Consider the following 20,496-nt stretch of genomic DNA (forward strand, 5'->3'; position numbering starts at 1 on the left):
GTCGAGCGTCCCGACGACCGCGTCGGCGCGCGCCTGGGCGCGCTCCTCGATGGCCGCCGTCAGCTCACGCCAGCACGTCCCCGACGGCGCGCTCGGTGGCCGACTGGATGGCTTCCGGCGGCAGGGCCCAACGCACGGCGCTCGTCGCCAGCGCCCGCGCCTGGGTGGCCAGGGGGGCCGGCACGCGCAGCTCCCCGAGCAAGGCCTCCTGCACGGCCACGACCTCGGGATCGGGCAGCACGTCGGTGTAGATCCGCTCGAAGGCATCGGCCTGGGTGAGCGCCTGCGTGTAGGTCGACTCGTCGAGGATCGTCGCCCGCACGACGACCGTGCTCACGGCGACGACGCCGGCGAGGACCACCGCGAGCACGAGCGCGGCGTCGACCGCCCGGCGGGCGCCGGGCCTCAGGTCACGTGAGCTCGACCGCACCCAGTCCGCCGAGCCCCTCGGCGACCGCACGCACTGCGGTCTCCCCACCCTCGCCGGTCGGGGCGACACCGATCACCCACCGGCCGAGGACGAACGTGCGCGGCGCCTCGGCGTCGTGGGCCCGGGCATCGCGCCAGGCACGCGTCGCGTACTCCCGGACCTCGAGGGCCACGTCGCCCTCGAGCTCGGGACAGCCGGCCGCACCTGCGACGTACCTGAACCCGAAGACGAGGCCGTCGACGGAGTCCTCGGGCAGGGTCGTCACCTGGCACAGGCCGAGGTCGGCGTCGGAGAGCATCTGCCAGATGTCGGCGTAGAGGCGCGGCTCGAACGGGGCGTCGATCGACGGGTCCTCCTCGCCTCCCTCCATCGGGGGGATGAACGGCTCGTACGGGAACGGGCACCCCGCGGTCGTCATCTCGTCGGCCATGGCCGAGTTCCACATCGCGATGCCGTGGCCGGCGTGGAGGTTCTCGCACTCCGGTGGCAGGGACTGGACGGTCGGCGAGGCCGCCTCGCCCCCCGAGCCGGCCGCGTCGTTCGGTGCGTCGTCGTCACCCCCGACCACGACCGCGACGGCGATGGCGGCGACGACCGCGACGGCGCTGAGGGCCAGCAGGAACAGCGCGGGAGGCGTGCGTCGCGGCGGTCGTCCCTGGGGGGCGTGGTCGTCCACGCGCGAAGGCTAGCGACGTGTGAGGTGCCCGTCGCCCGCGGGTGGCCGGGCGCGTCGCCGCCGTGGCCGACCGACGGCCAGCGCCGGGAGGGTGAGGTCCGACACGAGCACCACCGCGGACAGCCCGACGCAGGTCCACCCGAGGCGAGGGGTGGAGAGCATCTGCGCGGGGAGGTCGTCGTCGATGAGGGCGACGGCGAGTCCGCCGAGGATGCCGAAGGTGGCGGTGAACGTGCTCGCGGCCCGGCTGGGGTCGGCGGCGGCGACGCAGAAGAACGCACCGAGCAGCAGCACGACGACGGCGAGCAGGGGTGTGAACCGCAGGCCCCACACGTCCACCGCCGGACCGGACGGGAACCGGCCGATGCCCACCCGCACCACCGCGACGGCACCGCCGAGCAGCACGACGAGGCCCACCGCCAGGCTGACCCAGCGGCTGGGGTCGACGACACGCCGCGTCATGACCTCACCGTCTCTCGTGGCATGGTTCGCAACCTCGTGGCACCGGTCCCTCCCGCGGACGCCGGAGGTACCGGGGGCGCCCTCCCCCTGTCACCCTCCCACGAAACGTGACACCGATCTCGGACCCACGCACCCGAGGGGAGGAGTAGACGGCCGAGTCTGCGGGCAACCCCTGTGCCATGCCTTCCCACGCGATCAAGATCGGTTACACCCTGTCGAGCGAGGAGCACGGGCCCAAGGACCTCGTCCGCTTCGGAGCGATGGCCGTCGAGCACGGCTTCGACCGGATCGACATCTCCGACCACTTCCACCCGTGGACCGACGAGCAGGGCCAGAGCCCGTTCGTGTGGAGCGTGATGGGAGCGCTCGCCCAGGCCGCGCCGGACGTGCGCATCGGCACGGGCGTCACCTGCCCGACGGTTCGGATCCACCCGGCGATCGTCGCCCAGGCCGCGGCGACGCAGTCCCTCCTCACCGGCGGCGGGTTCTTCCTCGGCGTCGGCACGGGCGAGAACCTCAACGAACACGTGCTCGGCGATCGCTGGCCGCCCGCCGACATCCGCCTCTCCATGCTGGAGGAGGCGGTCGAGGTCATGCGGAAGCTGTGGACCGGCGACCAGGTCACCCACGTCGGCGAGCACTACCGGGTGGAGAACGCCCGCCTCTACACCGCCCCCGACGGCGGCTCGGTGCCCGTGTACGTCTCGGCGTTCGGCCCGAAGGCCGCCGAGCTGGCCGGACGGATCGGCGACGGTCTGGTCACGACCTCCCCCGACGCCGAGGCGGTCGAGGGGTTCCGGTCCGCCGGCGGCAGCGGCCCGGCGATCGCCGCGGCCAAGGCGTGCTGGGCCGAGGACGAGGCGGCGGCCCGTGCCACGGTGCACCGCCTCTGGCCCAACTCCGGCCTGCCCGGCGAGCTGGCCCAGGAGCTGCCGATGCCCGCGCACTTCGAGCAGGCCTCGCAGCTCGTCACCGAGGACCAGGCGGCCGACGGCAAGCCGTGCGGCCCCGATCCGGAGGTCCACGTGGCGTCGCTGCGCGCCTTCGCCGAGGCCGGGTACGACGAGGTGTACATCCACCAGATCGGTCCCGAGCAGGAGGGCTTCATGCGCTTCTACCGCGACGAGGTCCTCCCCCGCCTGTGACGGTTTGCCGCCCGTCCACGGGGGCAGGTGGCCGGCCATGACCGGACTCGATCCCTCCGGCACCCCCGGCCACCAGATCCCGGGCGTGCCCACCGACAACGTCGACCAGCAGACGGTCCTCGACCGCCTGGTCGACGAGGGCTACACCGAGCACCTCTACCCCGTCGACGGCGGCGAGCTGCGCTGCGGTGCGTGCGACCACACGGTCGCCCCCGATGCGCTCCAGGAGCTGGTCACCCGTCGCATGGAAGGGGCGTCGGACCCCGACGACATGACCCTCGTCGTCGCCGGCCGCTGTCCCGACTGCGACGTCGCGGGGACGGTCGTCCTCGCCTACGGGCCTGCGGCCTCACCCGAGGACGCTGCGGTCCTCCAACGACTGCCCACGACCCAGGAGCCGACATGAGAGCACTCACCTGGCACGGCCGGCGCGACGTCCGCGTCGAGCAGGTGCCCGACCCGACCATCCAGGACCCTCGCGACGCGATCGTGCGGGTGACCTCCACGGGGCTGTGCGGTTCGGACCTGCACCTCTACGAGCTGTTCGGGCCGTTCCTCGACCCCGGCGACATCCTCGGCCACGAGCCGATGGGGGTCGTCGAGGCGGTCGGCTCCGGGGTCGACGGCCTCGCGGTCGGCGACCGCGTGGTGATCCCGTTCAACGTCTCCTGCGGTTCGTGCTGGATGTGCTCGAACGGCCTCCAGTCCCAGTGCGAGACCACGCAGAACCACGACCACGGCACGGGGGGCTCGCTGTTCGGCTACACGAAGCTCTACGGCCAGGTGGCCGGCGGTCAGGCCGAGCTCCTCCGCGTGCCCTTCGCCGACTACGGGCCGATCAAGGTGCCGCACGGCCCGCCCGACGACCGCTTCGTGTTCCTGTCCGACGTCCTCCCGACGGCGTGGCAGGCCGTCGAGTACGCGCAGATCCCCGCGGGCGGCACGGTCGCCGTGCTCGGCCTCGGCCCGATCGGTCAGATGTCCGCACGCATCGCTCGGCACCGGGGGGCGTCCCTCGTCATCGGGATCGACCTGGTCCCCGAGCGGCTGGCGATGGCGTCGCGCCACGGGGTCACCACGATCGACCTGAACGAGGCCGACGACCTGGCCGCGGCCACGCGCGACCTCACCTCGGGGCGCGGTCCCGACGCCGTGATCGACGCGGTGGGCATGGAGGCTCACGGCTCCCCCGGTGCCAAGGTGGCCCAGACCCTCGTGGGGTTCCTGCCCGACGCCGTGGCCCGCCCGGCGATGAAGAACGCCGGCCTGGACCGCCTCGCCGCCCTGACGAGCGGCATCGAGATGGCTCGCCGAGGCGGCACGCTGTCGGTCAGCGGTGTCTACGGCGGGATGCTCGACCCCCTGCCGATGATGCAGATGTTCGACAAGCAGCTCACGATCCGCATGGGCCAGGCGAACGTCCGCCGGTGGGTCGACGACATCCTCCCGCTCGTCGGCGGGGACGACGACCCGCTCGGCGTCCTCGACCTGACCACCCACCGGCTCCCGCTCGACGAGGCGCCCCGGGCCTACGAGATCTTCCAGAAGAAGGAGGACGGCGCGATCAAGGTCGTGTTCGAGCCCTGATCCGTCCCGCCGCACGCTCGGCCAGCTCGAGGACCGCCTCCCCCGGGTAGCGGTCCTCGAGCCGCGCCGGGAGGGACTCGCGGACCGGTTCGTGGACGAACCGACGCCACCGTCCCCGCCACGTCGCTGCGGTGCGTGGGCGGGCGACGATGTAGGTGAACATCGGCGGGACGGCCGAGGTGCCCGTCTGGGCCTCGTCGGCGCGCAGGATCGCCTGCAGCGCGTCCTGCGCCTCGGCGTCGTCCTCGTCCTCGAAGGGCTCGGTGAAGTTCCACAGGAGCTGGTAGGCGATGCCGCCGCCCACGTCGCGCCGCATCTCGATCTCGAAGAACGCCTCGAGGGCGTCGACGATCTCGTCGGAGTGCACGGCCTCGGTGGGGTCGCCCAGGACGGCGGCCCGCCGTGACGGCTTCAGCGCGTGCGGGGTCCGGAAGCGCTCGGGCAGCTCGTCACGGACGCGCTCCATCGCCCGGATCTGCGACCGGGGGTACTGGTTGCGGCGCGGTCCGACGTACTCCCAGTGCACGAACACGCCGTCGCTCGTCAGGGCGTCGGCGAGCCGGGCGACGTGTCGCCACAGGTGCTGGGCGTGGTGCAGGGCGGCCACGTTGACGATCAGGTCGTAGGCGCCCTCGGGGCGGAAGCTGCGGAAGTCGCTCTGCCGGTAGCTGATCGATCGATCGCCCTTCGCCGCCTCCGCCTGGACCAGGTAGTCGGCGGAGAAGTCGAAGGCGTCGAAGTGCTCGCAGACCCCACGGTCGAAGAGGTCGCGCTCCACCCACCCGTTGCCGCATCCGATCACGAGGCCACGCCGGCGCGGAGGCGTGGCGTAGGTGGCCTTGAAGTGGTCCATCCACCACGTGGCCGGGTCGCCGGTGGCACGCCGCTGCATGTAGCGCAGCACCGCTGGGAGGTCGTTCCAGTAGCGGTCCGCGTAGTGGTCGACGGTCATGCCCCAAGGGTGGCCCGGCGGCGGCGCCGGCCGCCACCGCGGGGCTCAGCGGCCGGTCGTGTCGTTCGGGAGGGTCTGCCCGCCGTCGTCGACCAGGTCGATCCGCACCGGCTTCTCGTTCGTGATCACCTGGGCGATCTGCGTCGAGTAGTCGTCGACGGCGAGCACGACGCCCTTCACGCCCTCGGCGGCCTGGTCGGGCCGACGGGTGACGAGGGCAGGCGCCGCGATGATCCCGACCGCCCCGACCATCAGCGCACCGATGGTCATGGTGCTGATCGCCCGGAGCCAGAAGGGCCAGTCCAGGAACTCGATGAACGCGAACGGCAGGCCGATGACAGCGCCGACGGCCATCGCGATCGCCGTGCCGGCGGCCCCTGCGAAGAGCGCCTTCTCGGCGTCGACGACCGCAGCGTGATCCTCGACGAGGGGCGTGGGCGTCGCGTGGTCGCCTCCTGCCGGGCCGCGCGAGCGGATCGACGACTCGCTCACGCCGATCGAGCGGAGGGCGGTGGCCGCCCGCTGCGCCGACGCCTCGTCCCTGTAGATGGCGATGACGCCGTGGGCGTGCGGGGTCCTGTGGCTCTCGTCCATGCGCCCACGCCTTCCCCCCTGCCCCACCGCACAAACGGGCAGGATGACGGGGACGCGACACGGGGTAGGCGCCCCGCAGCCCGCCACCCGAGGAGACCGCCCAGTGAACCCACTCCAGCGCGCGACCGAGCGCCTCACCTCCCCCGTGGAGGTCCGCGGTCCGCTGCCCGCGCCACCCGAGGCCGTGTGGGCGGTCCTCGCCGATCCCCGCACCTACCCCGACTGGCTCGTCGGCGCCCAGCACATCCGGGCCGTCGACGACGGGTTCCCCGCCCCGGGGACGCGCTTCCACCACTCCGTCGGTCCCGTCGAGGAGGCGACGATCGACGACGTCTCGGAGTCGATCGCCGCCGAACCGCCCCACCGCCTGCTCCTCGACGTGCACGTCGGTCGCACCGAGGGCCTGGTGGAGCTGCTCGTCCAGCCGCAGGGGGACGGCAGCTTCCTCACCTTCCGCGAGAAGCCCCGGGGGCACCTGTCCGTGGCCACGCCCGCTCTGCGCCCGGCCCTCTTCGCACGCAACGCCGTGTCGCTGCGGCGCCTGCGTGCCTACCTCGGCGACGGGAGCCGCCCGTGAGGGAGGTCGATGCCGTCGTCGTCGGCGGGGGCCACAACGGCCTCGTCGCTGCGTCGATCCTCGCCGACGCCGGCTGGGACGTGGTGGTCCTGGAAGCGGCCGACGTCCCCGGCGGCGCGATCCGATCCGACGAGGTGGCGGCGCCCGGCTTCGTCACCGACATGTTCTCGGCCTTCTACCCGATGTCGGCGGCATCGCCGGTCCTCACCTCGCTCGGCCTGGAGGACCACGGCCTCCGGTGGACCCACGCGCCGACGGTCCTCGCCCACCCCCGGCCCGGCCGTCCTGCGGTGGTCATGCACCGCGATCCGGAGGCGACCGCCGGCGAGCTCGACGCCGAGCACCCCGGCGACGGCGACGCGTGGCTCGACCTCCAGCACTTCTGGGAGCGCGCCGGCGTCGGCGTGCTGCACTCGCTCCTCAGCCCGTTTCCGCCGATCCGGGGCGGGGTTCGCCTCGCCGCGTCGGCCCGGCTCGAGCTGCTCGAGGTGGCGCGGCTGCTCGTGATGCCCGTCCGGCGGCTCGCCGAGGAGCGCTTCGGGGGTGACGGGCCAGGACTGCTCCTCGCCGGCAACGCGCTCCACGGGGACGTCACACCGGAGTCCGCACCCTCCGCGATGCTCGCCTGGATCCTCTGCGGGCTCGGGCAGTCGGTCGGCTTCCCCGTGCCCGTCGGCGGCGCCGGCGAGCTGGCCGGTGCGCTGGTGCGCCGCGCCGAGGCGGCGGGGGCCGAGATCCGCTGCCGCTCGAAGGTCGAGCGGATCGAGGTCCGCGACGGGCGCGCCTCGATGGTGCACACCGCCGACGGCCCGATCCGAGCGCGCCGTGCCGTCGTCGCGGCCTGCGATGCCGAGATCCTCTACCAGCGCCTCCTCGCACCCGAGGTGCTCGACGACGCGTTCCGCGTCGGTCTGCGCCGGTTCCAGCGGGCGAGCGGGACCGTCAAGGTCAACTGGGCGGTCGACGGTGCCGTGCCGTGGTCGGACCACCGCGTGGTGGGTGCGGGCACCGTCCACGTCGCCGACTCGCTCGACGAGCTGACGCGCACCGCCACGTCGCTGTCGATCGGCGAGGTCCCGGCCGATCCGTTCCTCCTGGTCGGGCAGATGAGCACGGCCGACCCGACCCGGTCGCCGTCGGGGACGGAGTCGCTGTGGGCCTACACCCACGTCCCGCAGGAGATCCGCTCCGACGCACGCGGTGAGATCACGACGCACGGCCGCCTGGAGGGCGAGGGCCTCGACGCCTTCGTCGAGCGGATGACCGACCGGATCGAACGCCTCGCGCCTGGATTCCGGGACCGCGTCGTGGGTCGCCACGTGCAGGGCCCGAACGACCTGGAGGCTGCGAACGCCAGCCTCGTGGGCGGCGACATCAGCGGTGGCACGACCCAGATCCACCAGCAGCTGATCTTCCGACCGGTACCGGGCCTCGGCCGGTCCGAGACGCCGGTGCGCGGCCTCTTCCTCGGCTCGGCCTCGGCCCACCCCGGCGGCTCCGTGCACGGCGGCAGCGGCGCCAACGCCGCGCGCGCCGCCCTCTGGCACGACCGGCGACGCCGCGCCGCCGGGTGGGTCCGACGCCGCATCACCCGATAGCGGCGAGGACCTCGCGGCAGACCTCCTCGCAACGCCGGCACATCTCGGCGCACACGCGGCAGTGGTCCATGTGGTCGGCGTGCGACTCGCAGTCCTCGGCACAGGCCGTGCACGCAGCGAGGCAGGCGTCGACGAGGGCCCGAGCGACGTCGGCGTCGAACGCGGTCTGGCGGGCGAGCACCCTGCTCGTGGCGGCGCACACGTCGGCGCAGTCGAGGTCGGTCCGGATGCAGTCGGCGAGCTCGGGAGAGAGACCAGGCTCCCCGAGGCACGCATCGGCGCACTGGGCGCAGATCGTCGAGCACTCGTCGAGCGTCGAGATCGCCCGGTTCAGCAGCTCGCCGTCGAGCGCCGTCGATCCCGGATAGGTCGCGATCATGTCCTTGACGGTCATGCAGGTTCCTCCGATCGGTCGCCGGGTCGGTCCCGGCGGAGGCGGCGCCTACCCCGGGCGGCCAGCGGTGAAGCGACGACCGACGATCCCGCCGGGTTTCGCCCCGTACGACGTCGGCAAGGGGCGCGTCGTGCGCTCCGCCACCATCCGCGTCGGCACCTCCGGGTGGGACTACGCGGACTGGCGCGGCGTCGTCTACCCCGAAGGACTGCCGAAGCGGCGGTGGTTCGAGCACTACACCTCGCTGTTCGACACGGTGGAGCTGAACGCGACCTTCTACCGGCTGCCCGCCCCCGAGACGGTGGCCCGCTGGGCGGCGCAGGCGCCCGAGGGCTTCACCTACGCCGTGAAGGTCGGTCAGTTCGGCACGCACCGCAAGAAGCTGAAGGATCCGGCCGGCTGGCTGGCGCGCCACCTGGAACGGGTGGACGTGCTCGGGCCGTCCGAGGGCCCGAACCTCATCCAGCTCCCGCCCCGCTGGCGTCGGAACCTCGAGCGGCTGGACGAGCTGCTGACGGTCGCCCCGCGCTCGCACGGGTGGGCCGTCGAGCTGCGCGACCCGTCGTGGGTGCACGACGACACCTTCGACCTGCTCGCGCGCCACGGCGCCGCGCTCTGCCTCCACGACCTGCTGGTCGACCACCCCTGGGAGCGGACGGCGGACTGGACCTACCTGCGGTTCCACGGACCCGACGCGCTCGCCGAGCCGTACCAGGGGGCGTACGGACGGCGGCGCCTCGGCCACGTCGCCGAGCGCCTCGAGCCGTGGATCGCCGACGGCGTCGACGTGTGGGCCTACTTCAACAACGACTGGGACGGACATGCCGTCGCCGACGCCACCTGCCTGCGCGACCTGCTCGGCGCCGCGCCCGTCGTGCGTGACACGGCCGGGTCCGGGTAGCGGCCCTCGACGACGACGAGGAGGACGACATGGCCCCGGAGCGACACACCAGCGACCCGGTCGAGAACGAGGAAGAGGTGCTGCGGGAGTTCCCCCGTGGCGAACCGACGAGCCTCGCCGAGCAGCGCGACCTCACCGACGAGACCGGCGCCGACATCCGCGAGTACACCGGCGAGCCGGTCGACACCGGCGACGGCGTGGTGATCCCCCAGCAGCAGAACGTCGGCGAGGAGCGCAGCGTCGGCGAGGGCGAGTTCCACGACGGCGACGACGAGTCCGACCCGGGCGGCGACGCACAGGCGTGACGTTCACCCCCTCAGGTGAGTGACGCATCGCCTGGACGGGGTAACGGACCGGGGAGCGCGGGGACCCAGCCACGACGTCACCCACGAGGAGCCCCGCATGAACCCCCTCGACCAGACGGGCATGCCCGTCGAGGACCAGCTGCGCAGCTGGAACGACCTCAACTCCGAGCCGTACGACCCGCGGGAGGTCGATCCCTACACCCGGACGCGGGTGATCCTCATGAACGGGATCGAGGTGGAGTCGATCATCTTCTCCCACCAGTTCGCCCGGCACACCGACAACGTCGACATCAAGCAGAAGCTGGCCGTGTCACGCCGGGCGGAGCAGCAGCAGCAGAAGGCGGTCAACAACCTCAACCCCGGCGACCAGACGCCGCTCGAGACGACGATCGGGTACGAGCAGGTCGCGGTCGACCTCACGGCGTGGCTCGCGCGCCACGAGCCGGATCCGATGCTCAAGCAGGCGCTCGACTTCGCGCTGCTCGAGGACTTCGACCACCTCTACCGGTACGCCAACCTCTACGAGCTGCTCGACGGCAAGCACGCGGCGGAGCTCACCGACTCGCTGACCGAGATCACCCCCGGTCGGCCGACCGTCGTCGAGCACCGCCACGCGGCGGACGACGTCAAGGGCCACTTCGAGACCCACACCGTCGACCCGCTGTCACGCATGCACGTGATGACGATCGTCGCCGCCGAGCAGCAGACGATGAACTTCTACATGAACCACGGGACCGACTGGATCGAGCCCATCGCCCGGGGTCTCTACGGCGAGATCGCGCTCGTCGAGGAGCAGCACGTCACCCACTACGAGTCGCTGCTCGATCCGCTCGACTCGTGGCTGAAGCAGCTGGTCTTCCACGAGTACAACGAGGTCTACATGTACTGGTCGATGCTCCAGCACGAGAGCGACCGGCGGATCAAGAACCTGTGGGAGCTGCACCTCGACATGGAGCTCGGTCAGCTCCAGGTCGCCTGCGAGCTCCTCGAGCGCTACGAGGGGGTCGACCCCCGCGAGCTGCTCCCGAAGGAGCTGCCCGACACCCCGGTCACCTTCGAGCCCAACAAGCAGTACGTCCGCGACGTCCTGGCTGCACAGGTGGACCTGCGCACCGACGGCCTCGACTACGTCCCGGTCGACGATCTGCCCGACGACCACCGCTACTTCGCCGTCCAGAAGGTCGTGAACGCCGGCGGAGCACCGAGCGAGCAGGTCATCGAGGCCAACCGTGAGAAGAGCGGGCGCGAGTACCGCGACGAGACCGAGGGCGAGAACCCGGTCGTCGACCTGCGCGACCCCGCCACCGCCGATCGCTGAGGAGACGAGATGAGCACACCCACGCTGACCCCCACCCACGAGAACGGCACCACCGCGAAGGCCTCCGACGTGGTCTACGTGCTGCCCGAGCGGCAGATGACGTCCGATCGCATCGAGCAGGAGATGGAGGACACCGGCCTCAACCGTCCCTTCGTCGCCGACCTCCTCAGCGCGATGCTCGCCCACGAGCGCTGTGGTCGGCACCTGTACCGGTCGGTCGCCGGCCGAACGCACAACCCCGTCCTGCGCAACAGGTACGAGGACTTCGGCCGCGAGACCGAGGAGCACGTCCGGATCCTCGAGCAGATCATCGTCGCCATGGGCGGCGACCCGCAGTACGTCAGCCCGATGGCTCGCGCCACCGAGGGCCAGGACACCAAGCTCCTCGAGTCGACCTTCCTCCTCAGCGGGTCGCTCGACACGATGACCGCCGAGATGGCCATGCTCGACGCGGTGCTGCTCGCCGAGACGATCGATCAGTCGAACTGGTCGGCGATGAGCGCCATGACGGCACAGCTGCCGGAGGGAGACCTGCGTGAGACCGTCACCGGGCTCGTCGAGCAGGTCGTCGACGACGAGGACGAGCACCTCGAGTGGGCCCGCTCGATGCGCGCCCGGATGACGATGCTGCAGGCGCAGAGCTCGACGGCCGCGGCGCTCGGCGCGAAGGCCGAGGAGATGGTCGAGACGGTGAAGGGGTGGTTCGCCGACTGACCCGCGATCAGCTGCCGCCCGTCGCGAGCGCGTCGAGGACCGCCTCGACGACGGCGTCGGGCGGCAGGCCGTCGGCCTCGACGACGACGCCCGCGATGTCCCGGTACATGGCGTCGCGACGTGCGAACAGCGTCGACAGGAGCTCCTCGGGCTCGCCGTCGAGCAGGGGCCGGTGGGTGACCTCGCCACCGAGTCGCGCCGCGATCGTCTCGGGCTGCGTGCGGAGGTAGACCACCGCCGCTCCACGCTGGAGCGCCCGGACGGCTTCGCCGTCCTCGACCACCCCGCCGGGCGCAGCGAGCACGACCGGATCCTCTGCGCCGAGCGCCGCGACCACGACGGCTCGCTCGAGCGGGCGATAGGCGGCCTCGCCACCCGCCTCCCACAGCTCGCGGACCGTCTGGCCCGTTCGGGCTTCGATCATCCGGTCGCTGTCGAGGAAGTCGCGCCCGAGCCGATCCGCCAGGGCGCGGCCGATCGTCGACTTGCCCGTGCCCATCAGCCCGACGAGCACGATCGTCGGCAACTGGTCGGCGGTGTGCGGCTGACCTCCGGTCATCGGACCTCCCCGACCCAGGTTCGCACGTTCACCTCCGCGGGCGGCGGGTAGGCCGCGGCGCATGGACGCCGACCCCACCACCAGCCGCACCACCTCGTCGAGCCGCCCACGCCGGGTCGCCGTCACCGGCGCCACCGGGAACGTGGGGGTGGCGCTGCTGTCCCGGCTGCTCGCGGACCCCGGCATCGACGAGGTCGTCGGGCTCGCACGCCGCCCACCCGACTGGACGATCGACCGCCTCCGCTGGCGCCACCTCGACCTCGGCGACCCGGCCTCCGCCCGCCCCCTGCTCGCCGAGGTGTGCGGGGCGGTCGACGCGGTGGTGCACCTCGCCTGGGCGTTCCAGCCGACGCACCACCCCGAGGAGACCTGGCAGATCAACGCCGTCGGCAGCCGGCTGGTCGTCGACGCCGCCGTCGCGGCGGGTGTCGGCACCTTCGTCCACCAGTCGTCGGTCGGGGCCTACTCCCCCGGTCCTGACGACGGCGGTCGCGTCGACGAGGCCTGGCCCACCGATTCGCTCCCCACCGCGGGCTACGGCCGCGAGAAGGCCTACGTCGAGCGGGTGGTCGACACCATGGAGCTGGCCCGCCCGGAGATGCGCGTGGTGCGGTTCCGGCCCGCCTTCATCTTCCAGAAGGGTGCCTCCGACGAGCAGCGCCAGATCTTCGCCGGCTGGCTCCTCCCCCAGAAGCTGGTCGCCGACGGCAAGCTGCCGGTGCTGCCGTGGCCCGGCGACCTCCGCTTCCAGGCCCTCCACGCCGCCGACATGGCCGAGGCCATCTGGCTCGGGCTGACCCAGCCCGTCCGCGGCGCGTTCAACCTCGCCGCCGAGCCCGTCATCGGGTCCGACGAGATGGCCGAGGTGCTCGACGCCGGGCGGGCCGTCCACGTCCCCGTATCGGTCGTGCGCGCCGCGGTGTCCGCCGGCTGGCGCAGCCGACTCCTCCCCACCGAGCCGGCCCTGCTCGACCTGGTCGACGCCATCCCGCTGCTCGACGTGACGCGGGCGCGCACCGAGCTCGGGTGGGAGCCGCGCCACACCGCGCTCGACGCCCTGCGGGCCCTCGTCGAGGGCTGGAGCGAGGAGCCAGAACCGCTCACCCCGGCACTGGCGGACCCCGCAGGCTGAGCGAGCTTCTACTCTCGGTTCCTTGATCGGTCCCTGCGGGTGCCGATCACGCTGGTGAGCGATCGAGGGAGATGACGCAGATGACGGGCGCGGGCAAGCTCGGACGGGTGGTGGCCGTGCTGTGCGCGGCCACGCTCGTGGGCGCGGGTTGCGGTGACGACGACTCGGGCGGCGTGGGCGCGTCCCCGGCGCCCGAGACCACGGTGGAGGCGTCGACGACCAGTGCACCGTCGGACGACGACGCGACGGCCGTCGACTTCGGCCAGCTCACCTACGACGCCGAGTGCAGCCTCCTCGACGAGATCGTCCTCGTCGACGGCGAGATGCGCCCCGAGGCGTTCAACAGCGACGTCGAGACGCTGGTCGTCACACTCGCCGACGTCGTCCCCCTCCCCGGGCGCGAGGACGACCACCTCGTCCACCTGACCTGCGATGCCGGCGGACCGGCTGGCGCGCTCACCACCCACATCTACGTCGTGATGACCGACGACGGCGACGGCACGCCCGTCCAACGGCTGGCGCTCGTCGGCGAGGCCGATGCCCGGGCCGTCGTCAACGACGACGGCGTCGTCGTGGTGTCGGACACGGTCCACGGCGCGAGCGATCCCAGCTGCTGCCCGAGCGTCGAGCGCTCACGTCAGATCGTGTGGGACGGCGACGAGCCCGTCGTGGTCGAGGGCGGACGTCCCGACGCCCCGCCGGCGTCGACCCCGCCGACGGACGGGGCGTGCGTCGCCCACGAGCTCGCAGTGGGGTGGGCGGACGCCGGCGAGGTCGAGAGCTTCGAGCAGGCGCTGGTCGCCGCCGGGTTCGATCCGGGTCCGCTCGACGGCCAGCTGGACCAGGCGACCATCGACGCCACCGTGCGGTTGATCGAGTTCAACGCCGGGAACCCCGAGCTACGGGCCGGTCCGGACGCCCCCTACGACAACCTGCACGCCGAGGCCAGCCGCCACGGCACCGTGCGGGAGCCGGTCCTCCGCGTGCTCGGGGTGGCCTGCGACGCCGTCGAGCCGCTGCCCGCCAACTGATCCGGAGCCACGACATGACCGAACCCCCGTCCCCCTCCGGCGAGCCGCCGGCACCCGGCTGGTGGCTGGCATCCGACGGGCAGTGGTACGCACCTGAGCTGCACCCCGACGCTCGCCCCGCGCCGCCGCCCCCTCCACCGACCGGCGCCGCATCGTCGGCCGCTCCGGCCGCTCCGTCCGCTCCGCCTCCGACGACCGGGCCCGTGGACGAGGAGCGTCCGAAGCCCCGCCTGTGGGTGCTGATCGGCGGCGCGTGGATGGCGCTGTGCTGGATCGGGATCATCGCCTCCTTCGCGTCGGGCAACCCCGGTCCCGCCCTCCTGTTCGTCGTGCTGATGGTCCCGGTGAACCTGCTCTGGCGCTTCGTGTACTGGCGCCGGCGCCGGACGCCCGAGTACCGGATCATGAGGAACGCCCCGACGTCGGGCTTCACCACCGACCACATGATGGTCGGCCTCACCTACGGCGGATCCACCCTCGACGACAAGGGGATGCGACGGATGCAGGCCGACTACGCGGCGGCCGACGCCCGCCAAGCGGCGGGGCCGAACGTCACGGGACGCATCCTGCAGCGCGGCGTCAACCGCGGGTGCGGATCGATGGTCGCCGGCTTCATCTTCCCGATGCGCGACGCCTGGCGCGAGCTGCGCTTCGCCAACGGCGGGCGGAAGCCGCCGGTCATCTGATCACCCCACCGGTACGCTGCGCGGGTGGCCGCGTGGAGGGACGTGGAGGAGGCAGCGCCGGACCTGGCGGCCCGCGTGCGGGCGCTCTTCGACGCCGGGCGCCACAAGACGATCGCCACGCTGCGCGCCGACGGATCGCCACGCATCTCCGGCATCGAGTGCGAGCTGTCCGGCGGCGAGCTGCGGTTCGGGTCGATGACCGGCGCCCGCAAGCTCGACGACCTGCGGCGTGATCCCCGGTTCGCGCTGCACGGCCCCACGTACCACCCCGAGGAGGGGAAGGAGGCCGAGTGGCCGGGCGAGGCCAAGGTCGCCGGGCGCGCCGTGCCGGCCGGCCCGGTCGAGGACGGTCCGGACGGGGTGATGTTTCTCGCCGACGTCACCGAGGTGGTCGTGACGTCGCTCGACGCGACGGCCACGAAGCTCGTCGTCGAGTCGTGGACCCCGACCCGCGGTCTGCGCCGGGTCGAGCGCGCCTGACGGGCGACGTCCTCAGGACAGCCGGACCGTCAGGCGACTGAAGCCGCTGGCCGGGTACGCGGCCGGCACGGGGTCCTCGTCGCCGAGCACGACGGAGGTCGTGGCGGCCAGGAGCGCCTCCATGACGACGCGGAGCTCCATCCGCGCGAGCGGTGCACCCGGGCACGCGTGGACTCCCCGGCCGTACAGCAGGTTCTGCGCCGGATCGCGGTCGAGTCGCAGCTGATCCGGGTCACCCATCACGTCCTCGTCGCGGTTGGCCGAGGCCCACACGACGACGATCCGCTCGTCGGGAGGGAGGGTGCGGCCCCCGAGCGTCACCTCCCTCGTGGTGCGCCGTCGGTTGACGAGCAGGGGGGCGTGCATCCGCAGGATCTCGTCGCTCATCGCTGCGAGGTCGGCACCGCCCCGTGCGAGCGGCTGGGACTCGGGTCGGGTGGCGAGGTGGTGGACGATGATGCCCACGCTCGCCGCGATCGTGCCGAGCTCCCCGACCGTCCAGTTGCGGACGATCGACACGATCTCGTCGTCGGTGAGCGGGCGGCCGTCGACGGTCTCGTGCAGCAGGCGCGTGGTGTTGTCGTCGGGCGCCCCGGCGCCCGCGGCACGACGCGCCTCCAACTGCTCGGTGATGTAGCCGTCGAACTCTGTCGCCACCTGGGACATGGCACGGCGGTCCTGCGCCCGGATCGCCGCCTGGTTCCTCCGGACCCAGTCCCGCAGCGGCTCCCGCAGCCGATCGGGCCAGCCCATGAAGGCGCACTGCACGTGGTTGGCGAACGGCTCGGCGAGCGAGGCCATGAGGTCGATGTCGCGGCGACGAGGAAGCGCATCGACGAGCTCGCGGGCGATGCTGCGGATCACGGGTTCGAACGCCGACATGCGCTCGGGCGTGTAGTACCGATCGACGATCTCCCTGAACGCGGTGTGCTGCGGCGGATCCATGCCGTTCGGCACCGACATCCGATGCGACACGACGTTGCTGAACGTCTCGTGGTCGCCGAGGACACGCACGACGTCGGCATGACGGAGCACCGCCCAGGCACCGTCGGGCCCCATGGCGAGAGGCGCCGCGCGCCGGAGCGCGTCGTAGGTCGCGATCTGGTCGGCGGGGAGCGCCTCCGCCGCGGGGTCGCGCTCGGGGCCGGGGACGTGCGCCATGGGGCGACCGTATCGTCGCCATGATGTCGAGATCCGGAGGTCGGCTCCGTCCCTAGGGTGTCGCGGCCGACGGGGCCGCCCACCGAGGAGGAGACCACCATGGCCAAGTACCTGCTGCTCAAGCACTACCGGGGAGCACCCGACTCCGTCCAGAACATCCCGATGGACCGCTGGACGCCCGAGGAGGTCGACGCGCACATCCGCTTCATGGGCGACTTCGCCGCCCGACTCGAGGCGAGCGGCGAGTTCGTCGACGGCCAGGCGCTGGCCCCCGACGGGCTGTGGGTCCGCTACGACGGCGAGGGCAAGCCGCCGATCACCGACGGGCCGTTCGCCGAGACGAAGGATCTCATCGCCGGCTGGATGGTGATCGACGTCGACAGCCAGGAGCGGGCGATCGAGCTCGCCGGCGAGCTGTCCTCGGCGCCGGGAGCCGGCGGCGAGCCCATCCACGAGTGGCTCGAGGTCCGCCCGTTCCTCACCGCTCCCCCGACGGTCGTCGACTGATCGTGTCCCGACCCTTCCCGGACGACGTCGAGCTGCGCCGGCTCGTCCCGGCGGTGATCAGCGTCCTCGTCCGCCGCGGCGTCGACTTCGCGGCGGCCGAGGACGCGGTCCAGGAGGCGCTCATCCGTGCGCTGTCCGCGTGGGGCTCGGAGCGCCCGTCGGACCCGACGGCCTGGCTGGTGACGGTGGCGTGGCGGGCGCACCTCGACGCCGTGCGGTCCACGGCGGCCCGGCGGGACCGCGAGGTGAGGGTGGACGCGGAACCGTCGGGGGGAGCGGTGAGCGACGCCGACGACACCCTCGCCCTCCACTTCCTGTGTGCCCATCCCGACCTCAGCCCGTCGTCGGCGGTGGCGCTCACGCTGCGTGCCGTCGGTGGCCTGACGACCCGCCAGATCGCGGACGCCTACATGGTGCCGGAAGCGACGATGGCCCAGCGCATCAGCCGCGCCAAGCGGACGATCGCCGCGTCGACCCTCGACCGGCCGGGTGACGTGGGCACGGTGATGCGGGTCCTCTACCTCATCTTCAACGAGGGCTACTCCGGCGACGTCGACCTCGCGGCCGAGGCGATCCGCCTGACCCGCCAGCTCGCACGCGCGGTGCGCGAACCGGAGGTCGACGGCCTCCTTGCCCTGATGCTGCTCCACCACGCCCGCCGCGCCAGCCGCACCCGGCCGGACGGGGCGCTCGTTCCCCTGGCCGAGCAGGACCGCAGCATGTGGGACACCGACCTCATCGCCGAGGGCGTGACCATCCTGCAGGGGGCGCTCGCCCGGGACCGGCTCGGGGAGTTCCAGGCGCAGGCCGCGATCGCCGCGCTCCACGCCGACGCGCGACGCGTCGAGGAGACCGACTGGCTCCAGATCGTCGAGTGGTACGACGAGCTGCTGCGGTTCGCCGAGACGCCGATCGTCCGGTTGAACCGCGCAGTCGCGATCGGTGAGGCCGACGGCGCGCCGGCAGGGTTGGCCGCCCTCGCCGAGATCGACGCGAGCGTGCCCCGCCACGACGCCGTCGCGGCGCACCTTCACGAGGCCAACGGAGACCTCGAGGCGGCCGCCCGCCTCCATGCCGAGGCGGCCCGCCGCGCCCCGAGCCTGGCCGAGAGGGACCACCAGCTGCGCCAAGCGGCGCGGGTCAACGGGATGCGGCGAGCACGGGATCGCTGACCGGCGCCGCCGTGCCCCCACGGGGTCGGAGATCCACCCGTCGCAGGAGCTGGGCGTTGAGCGCCACGACGATCGTCGAGACGCTCATCAGGATGGCGGCGACCGCCGGAGGCATCGTGACCCCGGCCCACGCCAGTGCACCGGCGGCGAGCGGGATGGCCACGACGTTGTAGCCGGCGGCCCACCAGAGGTTCTGGAGGCTCTTGCGGTACGCGGCCGCGGAGAGGCGGATCGTGCTCACCACGCCGCGAGGGTCCGAGCTGGCGAGGATGAGGCCGGCGGACTCGATGGCCACGTCGGTCCCGGCGCCGATGGCGATGCCGACATCGGCACGGGCCAGCGCCGGCGCGTCGTTCACGCCGTCGCCCACCATGGCGACCGACAAGCCCCGGCCCTGGAGCTCGGCCACCTTGGCGCCCTTCTCCTCGGGGAGCACCTCGGCCATCACCTCGTCGACCCCGAGGTCGGTGCCGACGGCGTCGGCGACCTCCCGGGCGTCCCCGGTGATCATGACGACGCGCCGTCCTGCCGTCTGCAGCTCCTCGACCGCCTGGCGGGCTTCGCTCCGCACCTCGTCTTCGAGGGCGATGGCACCGACGGCCTCGTCGGCGCGCACCAGGTGGAGGATCGACGCGCCCCTCTCGCGCCAGGGCGAGGCCCAGTGGGCCAGCTCCGCCGGCTCGGTCACCGACCGCTCGCGGAGCAGAGCGGGTCCGCCGACCGCGAGGGCCTCGCCCTCCACCGTGGCCTCGACGCCTCGACCGGTGATCGACCGGAAGTCGCCCGCGCGGGGGACCGACCCCCGCTCCTTCGCTGCAGCGACGATGGCGCGTGCGAGCGGGTGCTCGCTGTCGGACTCGACCGCGCCCGCGAGGCGCAGGACCTCGTCCTCGCTCACCCCGTGGCCGGCGACCCCCACCACGGTGTGGGCACCCTTGGTCAACGTGCCGGTCTTGTCGAACAAGAACGCGTCGACGGTGCGGCTCCGCTCCAGCGCCAGCCGGTCCTTGACCAGGATGCCGTTGCGAGCCGCCATCGCCGACGAGATCGACGTCGTCAGCGGGATGGCGAGGCCGAGCGCGTGCGGGCAGGAGATCACGAGCACGGTCACGACCCTGGTGACCGCCTCGTCGGGGTCGCCGAGCAGCGTCCACACCACCGCGGTGACGACGGCGGCGCCGGTGGCGACGTAGAAGAGCAGCGCGGCGGCTCGGTCGGCGAGCGCCTGGGCCCGCGACCTCGAGGTCTGCGCCTCGGCCACGAGCCGCTGGATCCCGGCGAGCGTCGTCTCCTCGCCCACCGCGTCGACCCGCACGCGGAGCGCCGAGTCGGTCGACACGGTGCCGGCGACCACCCGCTCCCCCTGTGCCTTGGCGACGGGCTTCGACTCACCGGTGATCATCGACTCGTCGAGCTCCGCCGTGCCGTCGACGATCTCGCCGTCGGCGGGGACACGAGCCCCGGACCGCACGAGCACGACGTCGCCGGGACGCAGGTCGTCGAGCGCCACCACGTGCACCGACCCGTCGTCGTCGACGCGCTCGGCCTCGTCGGGCAGCAGGGCGGCGAGGGCCGACAGGGCGTTCTGCGCCTGGCCGAGCGCCTTCATCTCCTGCCAGTGGCCGAGCAGCATGATCGTCACCAGCGCCGCCAGCTCCCACCAGAAGTCGAGGTCGAAGGCGTCGAGCGAGGTCGCCATCGAGGCGACGTAGGCCACGGTGATCGCCATGGCGATGAGCAGCATCATCCCCGGCTGGCGCTCGGCGAGCTCGCGGCGTCCGCCCTCCAGGAACGGCCATCCACCCCAGAAGAAGATGACCGACCCCAGCACCGGGCCGACCCACTCCATGGCCGGCAGGTCGATCTCGTAGCCGAACCAGTCCATGACCATGTGGCTCGTCGCCACGACGGGGCACCGTGAGGACGAGGGACACCCAGAACCGCCGACGGAACACCTCGGTGTGGTGGCCGGCGTGGGCGCCCTGCGCGTGCCCGTGCTGGTCCTGGCGCTGCTGGTGAGCGGAGTGCTGGTCCATGGCGCCATCATACCCCCCCTGGGTATTCATGACGAGGCCGGTTTGGAGGTCGCGGCGGCACGGTACGGGCGAGGCGGGC

At 72.7% G+C, this 20,496-nt stretch carries 23 protein-coding genes and 1 pseudogene; 15 read left to right on the plus strand and 9 right to left on the minus strand.

Annotation, left to right across the window (positions count from 1 at the left end; genetic code table 11):
* Positions 1 to 64 precede the first annotated feature (64 nt).
* From GH723_RS11770 to GH723_RS11780, 3 genes are read right to left on the minus strand one after another with little or no spacing between them, the layout of a single operon-like run.
* Positions 65 to 430, minus strand: a complete 366-nt coding sequence (locus tag GH723_RS11770; protein ID WP_153759825.1) for a hypothetical protein — start codon at positions 428 to 430, stop codon at positions 65 to 67.
* On the minus strand, positions 411 to 1,106 hold the full coding sequence (locus GH723_RS11775; RefSeq protein WP_153759826.1) for a hypothetical protein: 696 nt from the start codon (positions 1,104 to 1,106) through the stop codon (positions 411 to 413). The genes GH723_RS11770 and GH723_RS11775 overlap by 20 nt, the downstream gene beginning before the upstream one ends.
* A 9-nt stretch (positions 1,107 to 1,115) precedes the next feature.
* Positions 1,116 to 1,568, minus strand: coding sequence for a hypothetical protein (locus GH723_RS11780; RefSeq protein WP_153759827.1), 453 nt, complete (start codon positions 1,566 to 1,568; stop codon positions 1,116 to 1,118).
* Between the two features lie 179 nt (positions 1,569 to 1,747).
* Here GH723_RS11780 and GH723_RS11785 point away from each other — a divergent pair, with 179 nt between their 5' ends.
* Genes GH723_RS11785 through GH723_RS11795 form a run of 3 tightly spaced genes read left to right on the plus strand, consistent with a single transcriptional unit; the run spans position 1,748 to position 4,300 of the window.
* Positions 1,748 to 2,713 carry a TIGR03557 family F420-dependent LLM class oxidoreductase gene (locus GH723_RS11785; protein WP_153759828.1) on the plus strand — a complete coding sequence of 322 codons (966 nt, stop codon included), beginning with the start codon at positions 1,748 to 1,750 and terminating at the stop codon, positions 2,711 to 2,713.
* A 37-nt stretch (positions 2,714 to 2,750) separates the two neighbouring features.
* On the plus strand, positions 2,751 to 3,119 hold the full coding sequence (locus GH723_RS11790) for a hypothetical protein (protein WP_153759829.1): 369 nt from the start codon (positions 2,751 to 2,753) through the stop codon (positions 3,117 to 3,119).
* A complete protein-coding gene (locus GH723_RS11795; RefSeq protein ID WP_153759830.1) occupies positions 3,116 to 4,300 on the plus strand; it encodes a zinc-dependent alcohol dehydrogenase in 1,185 nt (394 codons plus the stop codon). Before GH723_RS11790 ends, GH723_RS11795 begins: the two co-directional genes overlap by 4 nt.
* On the opposite strand, the gene GH723_RS11800 is transcribed toward GH723_RS11795, so the two are convergent.
* Both GH723_RS11800 and GH723_RS11805 read right to left on the minus strand, forming a co-directional pair.
* Positions 4,278 to 5,252, minus strand: coding sequence for a class I SAM-dependent methyltransferase (locus GH723_RS11800; protein ID WP_153759831.1), 975 nt, complete (start codon positions 5,250 to 5,252; stop codon positions 4,278 to 4,280). The genes GH723_RS11795 and GH723_RS11800 overlap by 23 nt on opposite strands.
* A gap of 45 nt (positions 5,253 to 5,297) precedes the next feature.
* Positions 5,298 to 5,846 (minus strand): hypothetical protein, encoded by a 549-nt coding sequence (locus tag GH723_RS11805; RefSeq protein ID WP_153759832.1) that lies wholly within the window; start codon positions 5,844 to 5,846, stop codon positions 5,298 to 5,300.
* 103 nt (positions 5,847 to 5,949) lie between these two features.
* Between GH723_RS11805 and GH723_RS11810 the strand changes: the two genes are divergently transcribed.
* Complete coding sequence (locus tag GH723_RS11810) at positions 5,950 to 6,423, plus strand: SRPBCC family protein (protein ID WP_195210268.1); 474 nt, start codon at positions 5,950 to 5,952, stop codon at positions 6,421 to 6,423.
* A complete protein-coding gene (locus tag GH723_RS11815) occupies positions 6,420 to 8,021 on the plus strand; it encodes a phytoene desaturase family protein (protein ID WP_153759834.1) in 1,602 nt (533 codons plus the stop codon). Before GH723_RS11810 ends, GH723_RS11815 begins: the two co-directional genes overlap by 4 nt.
* On the opposite strand, the gene GH723_RS11820 is transcribed toward GH723_RS11815, so the two are convergent.
* Positions 8,011 to 8,415 carry a four-helix bundle copper-binding protein gene (locus GH723_RS11820; protein WP_153759835.1) on the minus strand — a complete coding sequence of 135 codons (405 nt, stop codon included), beginning with the start codon at positions 8,413 to 8,415 and terminating at the stop codon, positions 8,011 to 8,013. The genes GH723_RS11815 and GH723_RS11820 overlap by 11 nt on opposite strands.
* 67 nt (positions 8,416 to 8,482) lie before the next feature.
* Between GH723_RS11820 and GH723_RS11825 the strand changes: the two genes are divergently transcribed.
* The 4 genes from GH723_RS11825 to GH723_RS11840 all read left to right on the plus strand — a co-directional run bounded on the left by GH723_RS11825 (position 8,483) and on the right by GH723_RS11840 (position 11,653).
* Positions 8,483 to 9,316 (plus strand): DUF72 domain-containing protein, encoded by an 834-nt coding sequence (locus tag GH723_RS11825; RefSeq protein WP_229022802.1) that lies wholly within the window; start codon positions 8,483 to 8,485, stop codon positions 9,314 to 9,316.
* Between the two features lie 29 nt (positions 9,317 to 9,345).
* Positions 9,346 to 9,621 (plus strand): hypothetical protein, encoded by a 276-nt coding sequence (locus tag GH723_RS11830; RefSeq protein ID WP_153759837.1) that lies wholly within the window; start codon positions 9,346 to 9,348, stop codon positions 9,619 to 9,621.
* A 97-nt stretch (positions 9,622 to 9,718) separates the two neighbouring features.
* On the plus strand, positions 9,719 to 10,939 hold the full coding sequence (locus GH723_RS11835; RefSeq protein ID WP_153759838.1) for a hypothetical protein: 1,221 nt from the start codon (positions 9,719 to 9,721) through the stop codon (positions 10,937 to 10,939).
* A 9-nt stretch (positions 10,940 to 10,948) separates the two neighbouring features.
* On the plus strand, positions 10,949 to 11,653 hold the full coding sequence (locus GH723_RS11840) for a hypothetical protein (RefSeq protein ID WP_153759839.1): 705 nt from the start codon (positions 10,949 to 10,951) through the stop codon (positions 11,651 to 11,653).
* A 7-nt stretch (positions 11,654 to 11,660) separates the two neighbouring features.
* Here GH723_RS11840 and GH723_RS11845 read toward each other — a convergent pair whose 3' ends face one another.
* The gene (locus GH723_RS11845; RefSeq protein ID WP_195210269.1) at positions 11,661 to 12,212 is read right to left on the minus strand and encodes a shikimate kinase; all 552 of its coding nucleotides are present in this window, start codon (positions 12,210 to 12,212) and stop codon (positions 11,661 to 11,663) included.
* A gap of 61 nt (positions 12,213 to 12,273) precedes the next feature.
* Between GH723_RS11845 and GH723_RS11850 the strand changes: the two genes are divergently transcribed.
* From GH723_RS11850 to GH723_RS11865, 4 genes are all read left to right on the plus strand, one after another.
* On the plus strand, positions 12,274 to 13,344 hold the full coding sequence (locus GH723_RS11850) for an NAD-dependent epimerase/dehydratase family protein (protein ID WP_153759841.1): 1,071 nt from the start codon (positions 12,274 to 12,276) through the stop codon (positions 13,342 to 13,344).
* A 71-nt stretch (positions 13,345 to 13,415) separates the two neighbouring features.
* Positions 13,416 to 14,375 carry a hypothetical protein gene (locus tag GH723_RS11855; protein WP_153759842.1) on the plus strand — a complete coding sequence of 320 codons (960 nt, stop codon included), beginning with the start codon at positions 13,416 to 13,418 and terminating at the stop codon, positions 14,373 to 14,375.
* Between the two features lie 203 nt (positions 14,376 to 14,578).
* On the plus strand, positions 14,579 to 15,061 hold the full coding sequence (locus GH723_RS11860) for a hypothetical protein (protein ID WP_153759843.1): 483 nt from the start codon (positions 14,579 to 14,581) through the stop codon (positions 15,059 to 15,061).
* Between the two features lie 24 nt (positions 15,062 to 15,085).
* On the plus strand, positions 15,086 to 15,541 hold the full coding sequence (locus tag GH723_RS11865) for a pyridoxamine 5'-phosphate oxidase family protein (protein ID WP_153759844.1): 456 nt from the start codon (positions 15,086 to 15,088) through the stop codon (positions 15,539 to 15,541).
* A gap of 12 nt (positions 15,542 to 15,553) precedes the next feature.
* Here GH723_RS11865 and GH723_RS11870 read toward each other — a convergent pair whose 3' ends face one another.
* Positions 15,554 to 16,702, minus strand: coding sequence for a cytochrome P450 (locus GH723_RS11870; protein ID WP_153759845.1), 1,149 nt, complete (start codon positions 16,700 to 16,702; stop codon positions 15,554 to 15,556).
* 99 nt (positions 16,703 to 16,801) lie between these two features.
* Between GH723_RS11870 and GH723_RS11875 the strand changes: the two genes are divergently transcribed.
* Positions 16,802 to 17,209 carry a YciI family protein gene (locus GH723_RS11875; RefSeq protein WP_153759846.1) on the plus strand — a complete coding sequence of 136 codons (408 nt, stop codon included), beginning with the start codon at positions 16,802 to 16,804 and terminating at the stop codon, positions 17,207 to 17,209.
* Between the two features lie 2 nt (positions 17,210 to 17,211).
* Positions 17,212 to 18,381, plus strand: a complete 1,170-nt coding sequence (locus GH723_RS11880; RefSeq protein ID WP_229022803.1) for an RNA polymerase sigma factor — start codon at positions 17,212 to 17,214, stop codon at positions 18,379 to 18,381.
* On the opposite strand, the pseudogene GH723_RS11885 reads toward GH723_RS11880, so the two are convergent.
* Positions 18,350 to 20,417: pseudogene (locus tag GH723_RS11885) on the minus strand (copper-translocating P-type ATPase). The gene GH723_RS11880 and the pseudogene GH723_RS11885 overlap by 32 nt on opposite strands.
* Positions 20,418 to 20,496 lie beyond the last annotated feature (79 nt).

Origin of the sequence: Actinomarinicola tropica, from assembly GCF_009650215.1 — a bacterium.
Classification (GTDB): domain Bacteria; phylum Actinomycetota; class Acidimicrobiia; order Acidimicrobiales; family SKKL01; genus Actinomarinicola; species Actinomarinicola tropica.

Bases quoted from the DNA above. Each gene is read 5' to 3' on its own strand.
- GH723_RS11835 (WP_153759838.1), top strand. From the start codon at position 9,719: ATGAACCCCCTCGACCAGACGGGCATGCCCGTCGAGGACCAGCTGCGC.
- GH723_RS11830 (WP_153759837.1), top strand. From the start codon at position 9,346: ATGGCCCCGGAGCGACACACCAGCGACCCGGTCGAGAACGAGGAAGAG.
- GH723_RS11795 (WP_153759830.1), top strand. From the start codon at position 3,116: ATGAGAGCACTCACCTGGCACGGCCGGCGCGACGTCCGCGTCGAGCAG.
- GH723_RS11805 (WP_153759832.1), bottom strand. From the start codon at position 5,846: ATGGACGAGAGCCACAGGACCCCGCACGCCCACGGCGTCATCGCCATC.
- GH723_RS11850 (WP_153759841.1), top strand. From the start codon at position 12,274: ATGGACGCCGACCCCACCACCAGCCGCACCACCTCGTCGAGCCGCCCA.
- GH723_RS11780 (WP_153759827.1), bottom strand. From the start codon at position 1,568: ATGACGCGGCGTGTCGTCGACCCCAGCCGCTGGGTCAGCCTGGCGGTG.
- GH723_RS11785 (WP_153759828.1), top strand. From the start codon at position 1,748: ATGCCTTCCCACGCGATCAAGATCGGTTACACCCTGTCGAGCGAGGAG.
- GH723_RS11790 (WP_153759829.1), top strand. From the start codon at position 2,751: ATGACCGGACTCGATCCCTCCGGCACCCCCGGCCACCAGATCCCGGGC.
- GH723_RS11870 (WP_153759845.1), bottom strand. From the start codon at position 16,702: ATGGCGCACGTCCCCGGCCCCGAGCGCGACCCCGCGGCGGAGGCGCTC.
- GH723_RS11840 (WP_153759839.1), top strand. From the start codon at position 10,949: ATGAGCACACCCACGCTGACCCCCACCCACGAGAACGGCACCACCGCG.
- GH723_RS11800 (WP_153759831.1), bottom strand. From the start codon at position 5,252: ATGACCGTCGACCACTACGCGGACCGCTACTGGAACGACCTCCCAGCG.
- GH723_RS11820 (WP_153759835.1), bottom strand. From the start codon at position 8,415: ATGACCGTCAAGGACATGATCGCGACCTATCCGGGATCGACGGCGCTC.
- GH723_RS11845 (WP_195210269.1), bottom strand. From the start codon at position 12,212: ATGACCGGAGGTCAGCCGCACACCGCCGACCAGTTGCCGACGATCGTG.
- GH723_RS11875 (WP_153759846.1), top strand. From the start codon at position 16,802: ATGGCCAAGTACCTGCTGCTCAAGCACTACCGGGGAGCACCCGACTCC.
- GH723_RS11855 (WP_153759842.1), top strand. From the start codon at position 13,416: ATGACGCAGATGACGGGCGCGGGCAAGCTCGGACGGGTGGTGGCCGTG.